Origin of the sequence: Bradyrhizobium sp. 31Argb, assembly GCF_043638955.1 — a bacterium.
GTDB lineage: Bacteria > Pseudomonadota > Alphaproteobacteria > Rhizobiales > Xanthobacteraceae > Bradyrhizobium.
The window spans coordinates 1-8226 of record NZ_JBEGDB010000330.1 but is presented as its reverse complement, the minus strand read 5'-3'; the positions used below and the strand labels follow the sequence as shown (position 1 = coordinate 8226).

Sequence of the window (8226 nt, the reverse complement as noted above, 5' to 3'; positions counted from 1 at the left end):
ATCAACCCGCCCTGCCGCCTCAAGCGGCGGGCTCCTGTCCCTGATTATCGTGTCTCACGATAAGGGTGCACTTCAGGATGCCGTCCCGCGTTGGCGGCGATTTGTAGCGGTGGACCGCCGGGTCTGGAAGTGACGGCCGGGCTCTGCTAGCGCATGTCGACCACCATTTCTCGGGAATCCTGCCATGACCGACGCCATCCGGCCGCTGATTGCCGGCAATTGGAAAATGAACGGCCTGAAAGCTTCCGCAGGCGAATTCGACGCCATGCTGGCGGGGGCCGGCGCGCTTGGCGGCAAGGCCGATCTTTTGGTCTGCCCGCCGGCGACCTTGATTGCCGCTTTTGCCGACAAGGCACGCGGTGTGAGGCTCGCCGTCGGGGCCCAGGATTGCCATCCCAAGGCGTCGGGCGCCCATACCGGCGACATCTCGGCCGAAATGCTGGCGGATGCCGGCGCCAGCGCCATCATCGTCGGCCATTCCGAGCGCCGCGCCGACCATGGTGAGACCGATGCGCTGGTCCGCCAGAAGGCGGAAGCCGCCTGGCGCGCCGGCCTTATCGCGATCCTCTGCATCGGCGAGACCCGCGAGCAGCGCGATGCCGGGCAGGCGCTCGGCGTCTGTGGCACCCAGCTCAAGGGGTCGCTGCCTGACGGTTCGACCGCGGCCAACCTGGTGGTCGCCTATGAGCCGGTCTGGGCGATCGGCACCGGGCTGATCCCCACGGTGCAGGATGTCGAGCAAGTTCATAAGTTTATCCGGGGTATCTTGACGGATCGCTTCAAAGGGGAGGGCGTAAACATCCGGATTCTCTACGGCGGCTCCGTAAAACCCTCGAATGCGGCCGAACTCTTGAGCGTCGCCAACGTCAACGGCGCGCTGGTCGGCGGCGCCAGCCTGAAGGCTGCCGATTTCCTTGCGATCGCGGCGGGCGCTCCCTAGCTAGATTGTGGCGGTTATTGGGGTGGCGTTGCCGGTCCCGATCGTGTAACACCGCGCAACTTCAGGAAAACCCGCTGATAGCGCGTGAGCCGCCGGAACCCGGCGCTCTAAGCTTGCGACGGAAGGTCACAATGCAGACTGTCGTCATCGTCGTCCACCTCATGATCGTCTCCGTGATGATCGGCGCCGTGCTGCTGCAGAAATCCGAGGGCGGCGGCCTTGGCATGGGTGGGGGCGCGGGCTTCATGTCGAGCCGCGGCACCGCCAACCTGCTGACGCGGACCACCGCGGTCTTGGCGGTGTTGTTCTTCGCGACCAGCCTGTTCCTGTCCTGGCATGCCGGTCTTAGCCGGCAGCCTACCTCGATCATCGGCACCGGCGCGCCGGCGCCGACGCAGCAGCCTGTCGGCGGCGCGCCGATCACGCCGCCGACCTCCGGCGGCATCCTGGATTCGCTGAAGAAGGCCGACGAGCAGCAGGCCCCGCAGGCGCCTGCCGGCCCGCAGGCGCCGCGCTCGCAATAATAATAATGCGGGGTGGCTATGCAGGGTGAAGGACTGGCATCCTGCGTCAGGAAGCCCCATTAAGGCCCTGACCAAGCAGTAAAATTCACGTCACTCACAGCCCGGCATTATGTTTGCCGGGACAACACGAATCATTTTGGCGAATCGCCACCGTGGAGATAAAGGTTAGGCCCCATGGCGCGGTACATATTCATCACCGGCGGCGTGGTCTCCTCACTCGGCAAGGGTCTGGCTTCAGCGGCACTAGGCGCCCTGCTGCAGGCACGCGGGTATAAGGTCCGCCTCCGCAAGCTCGATCCCTATCTCAACCTCGATCCCGGAACGATGTCGCCGTACCAGCACGGCGAAGTGTTCGTGACCGACGACGGCGCCGAGACCGATCTCGATCTCGGCCACTACGAGCGCTTCACCGGGCGGCCGGCGACCAAGGCCGACAACATCACCACCGGGCGCATCTACCAGGACATCATCTCAAAGGAACGCCGCGGCGATTATCTCGGCGCCACCATCCAGGTGGTTCCGCACGTCACCAATGCGATCAAGGAATTCGTGCTCGACGGCAACGACGGCTATGATTTCGTCCTGGTCGAGATCGGCGGCACGGTCGGCGACATCGAGGGCCTGCCGTTCTTCGAGGCGATCCGCCAGCTCAAGAACGAATTGCCGCGCGATCACGCCGTCTACATTCATCTGACGCTTTTGCCGTACATCCCAAGTGCAGGCGAGCTCAAGACAAAACCGACCCAGCATTCGGTGAAGGAATTGCGCTCGATCGGCATCCAGCCGGACATCCTGCTCTGCCGCACCGATCGCGAGATTCCGAAGGAGGAGCGGCGCAAGCTCGGGCTGTTCTGCAACGTGCGCGAAAGCGCTGTCATCGAGGCGCGCGACGTCGACAACATCTATGCCGTGCCCGAGGCCTATCACGCCGCAGGCCTCGACGACGAGGTGCTGGCCGCCTTCGGGATCGCGCCGAAGATTCCGCCGGCGCTGCAGAGCTGGCACGTCATCAACGAGCGCGTCCGCAACCCCGAGGGCGCGGTGACGATCGCGATCGTCGGCAAATATACCGGGATGAAGGATGCCTATAAGTCGCTGATCGAGGCGCTCTCCCACGGCGGCATCGCCAACAAGGTGAAGGTCAATCTCGACTGGATCGAGAGCGAGGTGTTCGAGAACGAAGACCCCGCGCCGTTCCTCGAGCACGTCAACGGCATCCTGGTGCCCGGCGGCTTCGGCCAGCGCGGCGCGGAAGGGAAGATCCGGGCGGCGCAATTCGCGCGCGAGCGCGACGTGCCGTATTTCGGCATCTGCTTCGGCATGCAGATGGCGGTGATCGAGGCCGCGCGCAATCTGGTGGGCATCGAGCAGGCCAATTCCACCGAATTCGGCCCGACGCCTGAGCCGTTGGTCGGCCTGATGACGGAATGGCTGCGCGGCAACGAACTGGAGAAGCGGTCGCAGGCTGGCGATCTCGGCGGCACCATGCGGCTTGGCGCGTACCCTGCGGTCCTCAAGCGCGGCAGCCGCGTTTCCGAAGTCTATGGCGGCGCCACCGAAATCTCCGAGCGCCATCGCCACCGCTACGAGGTCAACACGGCCTACAAGGACCGGCTCGAGCAGCACGGCCTGCGCTTCTCCGGTCTCTCACCCGACGGCGTGCTGCCGGAGATCGTGGAATATGAGGACCATCCCTGGTTCATCGGCGTGCAATTCCACCCCGAACTGAAGTCGCGGCCGTTCGAGCCGCACCCGCTGTTCGCCTCGTTCATCCAGGCGGCAATGGCACAGAGCCGATTGGTGTAGGCAAGCGGCGTCGGTCAGCTCGCCTTCTTGGCGATCTTGCGTAGCGCGGCATCAATCCGCGACTGCCAGCCTGGGCCTTTGGCTTTGAAGTGGCTCACGACTTCGGGGCTGAGGCGGATCGATACCGGAATCTTCGTCGCCGTCTTTTGCGGTCCGCGCTTTCGGACGATCCGCTCAAGTTCGCCGGGCTTCAAATCCTTCAGGCGCACGCCGCGCGGAAACTTCGTCGCCGCGGCGAAATCTGCCTTGGTCCATTCCGGGTTATCTTCATCAAATACAGGCGGCTTAGCTTTCTTTGACATAGCGTCTCATCTCCTTTGCATGCGCGCGTCGGAGGCTGATGGGACGGTAACGTTCGTTGCGCACCGTAAAAACCAGACAATGTGCAACGCCATCAATGAAGCCGTACGCGCGATATCGGGGATCGCCGTAGTCGAAGGGCTCGGCCCTGACGATTGCCCGGATATCCATATCGACGCAGCGCGCGAGCGAAATCCCGTGCTGGGAACGGTTGATTTTATCCTTCGCTGGATCGAAGTCACTCACTTTTTGTATATACGATTAGATCATCAGGTCGGTCAAGCATGACAGAGGAGCCATGTAATTTGGTCCTCAAGACAGTGTTCCGTGTAGCCGCTATAACCGCTTGCGCATAATCTGGGAGGAGCCACGAATGATCTACGAAACCCGCGTCTATCGCTGCCTGCCGGGCCGGCTGCCCGCGCTGCTCAAGCGCTTCGACACCATCACGCTCAAGCTGTGGGAGAAGCACGGCATCAAGCAGGTCGGTTTCTTCACGACGCTGGTCGGCGAATCCAATCAGGAACTGACCTACATCCTGGCCTGGGAATCGCTTGCCGATCGCGAGAAGAAATGGACTGCGTTCCAGACCGATCCGGAATGGATTTCGGCGCGGGCCAAGACGGAAGAGGATGGTCAGATCGTCGGCAATATCGTCAACCAGTTGCTGGTGCCGACCTCATTCTCCGCGCTGAAGTGAGGTTCAGCGCGCATCCCCGATACTCCTGACATAACCGGGGTTGATCCTGGTGTCGCGGACCGGCATGGTCCGCGCGAAATTGAAAGGACACACCCTTGAACGCCAAGACCTCGGCCGCCCCGATCGTCAGTGTCGGCCCGGTCAAGTTCGGCAATGACCTGCCGATCTCCATCATCGCCGGGCCGTGCCAGCTCGAGAGCCGGGCGCATGCGCTGGAGGTGGCCGGTGCGTTGAAGGAGATCGCGGGGCGCCTGAACGTTGGGCTCGTCTACAAGACCTCTTTCGACAAGGCCAACCGCACCAGCGCATCCGCCGCGCGCGGCATCGGGCTGGCGCACGCACTGCCGATCTTTGCCGAGATCCGCTCCTCGCTCGGCCTGCCTGTCTTGACCGACGTGCACGAGCCCGCGCAATGCGCCGAGGTGGCGCAGGCAGTCGACGTGCTGCAGATTCCGGCCTTCCTCTGCCGTCAAACCGATCTGCTGCTTGCGGCAGCCGCAACCGGCAAGGTCGTCAACGTCAAGAAAGGCCAGTTCCTGGCGCCATGGGACATGGCCAATGTGGTTGCAAAACTGACAGGCACCAACAATCCGAACGTGCTGGTGACCGAGCGCGGCGTCTCCTTCGGCTACAACACGCTGGTCTCCGACATGCGCGCGCTGCCGATCCTGGCGCGCACCACCGGCGCGCCAGTCATCTTCGATGCCACCCATTCGGTGCAGCAGCCGGGCGGGAAGGGGGCATCCTCGGGCGGCGAGCGCGAATTCGTCCCCGTGCTGGCGCGCGCCGCCGTGGCGGTCGGCGTTGCCGGCGTCTTCATCGAGACCCATCCCGATCCCGACCGCGCCCCATCCGACGGACCGAACATGGTGCCGCTCCGCGAGTTCGAGGGGCTGGTCAGGACGCTGATGGAATTCGACGCGCTGGCCAAGAAGACGGCGCGTTGAGGGGGCAGGTGCGAAGGTCGTGACCGCAACTGGCCGCCTGCCGCCGGCGCTCAACATCATTGCGATCGCAACCTTCGCCGCGAGTCTTTCGGCGCGTGCGCTCGATCCGGTGCTTCCGCATGTCGCCGACGAGTTCAGCGTCAGCATCGCCACCGCCGCAAGCTTTGCCGCGGTGTTCGCCTTCACCTTCGCAATCGTCCAGCCGCTGCTGGGTGCCGCCGCCGACCTGTTCGGCAAGGCGCGGCTGATGATCATCTGTCTCGTGCTGCTCGGGCTCGCCAACATTCTCGGCGCGCTGTCGACATCGTTCTCGATGCTGTTCGCCAGCCGCATCCTCGCCGGCATCGGCTCCGGCGGCGTGTTTCCGGTCGCGCTCGGGCTGACCAGCGATCTCGTGGCACCCGACAAGCGGCAGGTCGCGATCGGGCGAACGCTCGCGGGCGCCATGACCGGCAACCTCCTCGGCGCTTCGGCCTCCGGCCTGATCGGCGATTTCCTCGGCTGGCGCGGCGTGCTCGCCGTGCTCGGCGCGATTGTCGTGCTCGCTTCCGTCGCGGTGCTGGCCGGCTTCCGCGGCGAGAAGCTCGCGCATCCGCCCAAGACGAGCTTTTCTGCCTTGAGGCAGGGCTACCGCACCATCTTCACCAATCCGAACGCGCCGATCTGCTATTCCGCAGTCTTCATCGAGGGCTGCTGCGTGCTCGGCCTGTTTCCGTTTGTGGCGTCGTTCCTGTTCGATCTCGGCGAAACCTCGCTGTCGATCGCGGGGATCGTCATCGCGGGGTTTGCGGTGGGCGGCTTGTTCTACACCATGACCGTGTCGCGCTTTCTCCCACGGCTCGGCGTGAAGGGCATGATGATCGCCGGCGCAACGCTGGTCGGCGTCCAGCTTGTTGCCGTCGCGTTCAGTCCCGGCTGGAAGATCCAGGCGCTGAGCTTGTCGGCGATGGGGTGGGGCTTCTACATGATCCATGGTTGCTTGCAGGTGTTCGCCAGCGAATTGTCGGTGGAGGCGCGTGCGACCGCGATGTCCCTGCATTCGTTCTTTTTCTTCATGGGGCAGACCGTGGGCCCAATCGCCTATGGCTTCGGCCTCGCGCATGCCGGCAAGCTGCCGACTTTGCTGACGTCAGCCGTGATCATGATCGCGCTGGGACTGGCCTGCGCAACATTGCTGAAGCAAAGGATTCCGGCGGATGCCGCCGGTCGTCCCGATGTCGAACCTTGACGCCGAGCCAACGCGGCCAGCTCGGTGGTAAAGATATCTCAGATATCAGTTCTTGCTTTCTTGACATCATTAATTAGGATGGAAGCGGCATATTTGATGCGCGCTGGAAAGCGCTTCGGCGGCCAGGCTGATGATCACTGCAGGGCAAATGCGGGCGGCCAGGGGTCTGTTGGGAATTGACCAACGGCAGCTTGCTGATCTCTCCGGACTGTCGGTTCCTACGATCCAACGCATGGAAGCGAGCGACACCGTGGTTCGCGGCAATGTCGATTCGCTGATGAAGTTGATCACCGCGCTCGAGAAAGCCGGGATCGAGCTGATCAGCGAGGGGACGGCAAGCAGCGGGCAGGGCCGCGGGGTGCGGCTGAAGGATCGAGCGGCATCAGACAATGCCTCGCCGGGTGACCGTTCCAACGACAAGGTGGCGGGAGGTCGGATGCCCTGATGATGTCGGCGGTCGCTCTCCAGATGTCGTGCGTCGCGGCGCTCCTGGCGGCTGCCGCGCTGGCGATCGTGTTGAGCCGCTCAAGGAATGCCGCCGGCCTCATCTACGGCATGACGATAACCATCTCTGTCGTCGCGACTGCAGCCGCGATGAACTGGTTGGTCAGGGGCGGGCCGGAAGCCTCCGCGCTCGTCCTGCCGGTCGGGCTGCCATGGCTCGGCGCGCATTTCCGCCTGGATAATCTCGCTTCCTTCTTTCTGGTCGTCGTCAATTTCGGTGGAGCGGCCGCAAGCCTCTACGGTCTTGGTTACGGCCACCATGAAACCGAGCCGCACCGGGTGCTTCCGTTCTTTCCGGCGTTTCTTGCCGGCATGAACCTCGTGATCCTGGCCGACGATGCGTTTTCCTTCCTGCTCTGCTGGGAGTTCATGTCGCTGGCGTCATGGGCGCTGGTGCTCGCGCATCACCGCGAACCCGGAAATGCCGCGGCGGGCTACGTCTATCTGGTGATGGCAAGCTTCGGTACGCTGGCATTGCTGCTGGCCTTTGGCCTCTTGGCGGGACCGGCGGGCGATTATGGATTTGCGGCCATCCGCGCCGCGCAACATGCGCCCGGCGCCGTCGGACTGGTCCTGATCCTGATGCTGCTCGGTGCTGGCTCCAAGGCCGGCCTGGTGCCATTGCACGTCTGGCTGCCGCTGGCGCATCCGGCGGCTCCGAGCCATGTCTCGGCGCTGATGAGCGGTGTCATGACCAAGGTCGCGATCTACGGCTTCATCCGTGTCGTCTTCGATCTGTTGGGACAGCCGGCCTGGTGGATGAGCGTGATCGTTCTTTTCCTTGGCGCCGTCACAGCCGTGATGGGGATTCTCTACGCCATGATGGAGCAGGACCTGAAACGCTTGTTGGCCTACAGCACCATCGAAAACGTCGGCGTGATCTTCGTCGGCCTCGGCCTTGCGCTGGGGTTCCAGGCCAACGGCTTGCGCCTCGCGGCCGCGCTCGCGTTCACCGCGGCGCTGTTTCACGTGCTCAACCACTCGCTGTTCAAGAGCCTGTTGTTCTTCGGCGCCGGCGCCGTGCTGACCTCGACCGGCGAGCGGGACATGGACAGGCTGGGCGGCCTGATCCACCGCATGCCAAAGACGAGCTTCGCCGTGCTGGTCGGCTGCGTCGCGATCTCGGCGCTTCCGCCATTCAACGGCTTCGTTTCGGAATGGCGCATTGCCTCACCAAGGATGTTACCGGAGAACTGACCTTCAGGATTGGGGCGGCGATACCGAATCGGATCGGTGTCGCCGATGGCAGGACGGATCAGCATGGGTGCGCGGCGCGA

Annotated in this window: 9 protein-coding genes and 1 pseudogene; 8 read left to right on the top strand and 2 right to left on the bottom strand. The window is 63.7% G+C overall.

The window, feature by feature from the left end; all coding sequences use genetic code 11:
• Positions 1–184 precede the first annotated feature (184 nt).
• From tpiA to AAFX91_RS36300, 3 genes are all read left to right on the top strand, one after another.
• On the top strand, positions 185–940 hold the full coding sequence (gene tpiA, locus AAFX91_RS36310; RefSeq protein WP_394569725.1) for a triose-phosphate isomerase: 756 nt from the start codon (positions 185–187) through the stop codon (positions 938–940).
• Positions 941–1071: 131 nt separating this feature from the next.
• Positions 1072–1464, top strand: a complete 393-nt coding sequence (gene secG / locus AAFX91_RS36305; protein ID WP_394569724.1) for a preprotein translocase subunit SecG — start codon at positions 1072–1074, stop codon at positions 1462–1464.
• 174 nt (positions 1465–1638) lie between these two features.
• Positions 1639–3270, top strand: coding sequence for a CTP synthase (locus tag AAFX91_RS36300; RefSeq protein WP_282527052.1), 1632 nt, complete (start codon positions 1639–1641; stop codon positions 3268–3270).
• Between the two features lie 14 nt (positions 3271–3284).
• On the opposite strand, the gene AAFX91_RS36295 is transcribed toward AAFX91_RS36300, so the two are convergent.
• The gene (locus AAFX91_RS36295; RefSeq protein WP_130580444.1) at positions 3285–3572 is read right to left on the bottom strand and encodes a BrnA antitoxin family protein; all 288 of its coding nucleotides are present in this window, start codon (positions 3570–3572) and stop codon (positions 3285–3287) included.
• Positions 3556–3816, bottom strand: a complete 261-nt coding sequence (locus AAFX91_RS36290) for a BrnT family toxin (RefSeq protein ID WP_394569723.1) — start codon at positions 3814–3816, stop codon at positions 3556–3558. The genes AAFX91_RS36295 and AAFX91_RS36290 overlap by 17 nt, the downstream gene beginning before the upstream one ends.
• A gap of 127 nt (positions 3817–3943) precedes the next feature.
• Here AAFX91_RS36290 and AAFX91_RS36285 point away from each other — a divergent pair, with 127 nt between their 5' ends.
• The 5 genes and pseudogenes from AAFX91_RS36285 to AAFX91_RS36265 all read left to right on the top strand — a co-directional run.
• Positions 3944–4270 carry an NIPSNAP family protein gene (locus tag AAFX91_RS36285; RefSeq protein ID WP_130580442.1) on the top strand — a complete coding sequence of 109 codons (327 nt, stop codon included), beginning with the start codon at positions 3944–3946 and terminating at the stop codon, positions 4268–4270.
• A 95-nt stretch (positions 4271–4365) separates the two neighbouring features.
• Positions 4366–5217 carry a 3-deoxy-8-phosphooctulonate synthase gene (gene kdsA / locus AAFX91_RS36280; RefSeq protein ID WP_394569722.1) on the top strand — a complete coding sequence of 284 codons (852 nt, stop codon included), beginning with the start codon at positions 4366–4368 and terminating at the stop codon, positions 5215–5217.
• 19 nt (positions 5218–5236) lie between these two features.
• Positions 5237–6445, top strand: coding sequence for an MFS transporter (locus AAFX91_RS36275; protein WP_394569721.1), 1209 nt, complete (start codon positions 5237–5239; stop codon positions 6443–6445).
• Between the two features lie 130 nt (positions 6446–6575).
• Positions 6576–6890, top strand: coding sequence for a helix-turn-helix domain-containing protein (locus tag AAFX91_RS36270; protein WP_130580439.1), 315 nt, complete (start codon positions 6576–6578; stop codon positions 6888–6890).
• Between the two features lie 2 nt (positions 6891–6892).
• Positions 6893–8110, top strand: a pseudogene (locus tag AAFX91_RS36265) (proton-conducting transporter membrane subunit); the annotation flags it as partial.
• Between the last annotated feature and the right edge of the window lie 116 nt (positions 8111–8226).

What these genes read in the sequence shown, in the direction of transcription:
- tpiA (WP_394569725.1), top strand. Translation starts at nt 185, where the DNA reads ATGACCGACGCCATCCGGCCGCTGATTGCCGGCAATTGGAAAATGAAC.
- AAFX91_RS36295 (WP_130580444.1), bottom strand. Translation starts at nt 3,572, where the DNA reads ATGTCAAAGAAAGCTAAGCCGCCTGTATTTGATGAAGATAACCCGGAA.
- AAFX91_RS36270 (WP_130580439.1), top strand. Translation starts at nt 6,576, where the DNA reads ATGATCACTGCAGGGCAAATGCGGGCGGCCAGGGGTCTGTTGGGAATT.
- AAFX91_RS36300 (WP_282527052.1), top strand. Translation starts at nt 1,639, where the DNA reads ATGGCGCGGTACATATTCATCACCGGCGGCGTGGTCTCCTCACTCGGC.
- AAFX91_RS36285 (WP_130580442.1), top strand. Translation starts at nt 3,944, where the DNA reads ATGATCTACGAAACCCGCGTCTATCGCTGCCTGCCGGGCCGGCTGCCC.
- secG (WP_394569724.1), top strand. Translation starts at nt 1,072, where the DNA reads ATGCAGACTGTCGTCATCGTCGTCCACCTCATGATCGTCTCCGTGATG.